This window comes from Protofrankia sp. CiP1_Cm_nod4 (assembly GCF_982290645.1).
On the sequence record NZ_CEVIVC010000183.1, the window covers coordinates 8,309 to 9,303 of the forward strand.

Sequence of the window (995 nt, forward strand, 5' to 3'; positions counted from 1 at the left end):
TCTCCAGGACGATCCCTTCCTCCCGCACCCGGTACGCGGCATCCTGGTAGCCCAGTCGATCACCCCACAGGCCCGCCTGCTTGCCGCGGACCGCGGCCTGGCCTGCGTCACCGTCGACTACGACGCCCTGCGCGGCCTGGCCCCCGCCATCCCCACCCTGTTCTGACGCTCTATTCTCTTTCGCGGTGGACGGGGCGCCGACCCCGGCGCAGCGGCGCGCGCAGAAATCGAAGGATGCGAATCCGCTGTCGCGATAACAGCCCGCATTCACATCCTTCGAGCCTTCGGGCTGCTGTCCGGATCTATCTGTCCGGAGTGCCGGGGCGGAACTCGTAGCGGTACACCCCTCGCTCACCGCCAACGATCAGGCTGCGGCCGTCGGCGGTCCAGGCACAGGTGACCGGGTCGCTGTCGGTTCGCATCATAGTGATGATCTCTCCGGACGTCCGATCCCAGATTCGGATCGTCCGATCATGGCTGATAGTGGCGAGCAGACGACCGTCTGGTGTGATCGCTGGAGCTTCCGCCGGGTCGGTACTGAGGGTGGCGGTGGGGCGTCCCGTAGCGGAATCCCAGATCCGCACCGTTTTGTCATTGCTGACGGTCGCGAGCCATGCGCTGCCGGGTGCGATGGCCAGTGCGGTTGCCAGGCTGGTGCGGCCGGGCTGAAATTACGTCCAGTCTGGCATGGTTGACGGGACTTATATCAGATGTTCGGCGTCTGTCGGCTGCCGGGTGGCGTGTCGTGTGGGTTGTTCGGCTCCGGCCCGATGGAAAAGGCTTGCCTTTCGGGCCGGGTTTGTGTGGGGGCGGGTCCGGCCGAGTGTCAGCGGACGTCGATCAGGATCACTCGGGACAGTCCGCGTCGGCGGTGAACAGGCGCGCGGCGCCGAAGGATGTGCTGGCGGCCCGCGTTGTCTGTGGTCGGTGGTCTGCCCGTCGATGGCCGTCGTTGGCCGATCGGGGGCGTCTGATAACGGTGGGTACATGCCGCC

The 995-nt window shown here is 66.5% G+C and carries 2 protein-coding genes and 1 pseudogene; 1 reads left to right on the forward strand and 2 read right to left on the reverse strand.

Features of this window, described 5'->3' with window-relative positions:
- The coding region (locus tag AC5LSR_RS21935; protein WP_493468932.1) for an endonuclease NucS domain-containing protein at window positions 1-166 on the forward strand (166 nt) is incomplete at its 5' end.
- 136 nt (window positions 167-302) lie between these two features.
- On the opposite strand, the gene AC5LSR_RS21940 is transcribed toward AC5LSR_RS21935, so the two are convergent.
- Both AC5LSR_RS21940 and AC5LSR_RS21945 read right to left on the reverse strand, forming a co-directional pair.
- Complete coding sequence (locus AC5LSR_RS21940) at window positions 303-425, reverse strand: hypothetical protein (RefSeq protein WP_493468931.1); 123 nt, start codon at window positions 423-425, stop codon at window positions 303-305.
- 30 nt (window positions 426-455) lie between these two features.
- Window positions 456-650: pseudogene (locus AC5LSR_RS21945) on the reverse strand (WD40 repeat domain-containing protein); the annotation flags it as partial.
- Window positions 651-995: the final 345 nt, after the last annotated feature.

What these genes read in the sequence shown, in the direction of transcription:
- AC5LSR_RS21940 (WP_493468931.1), bottom strand. Translation starts at nt 425, where the DNA reads ATGATGCGAACCGACAGCGACCCGGTCACCTGTGCCTGGACCGCCGAC.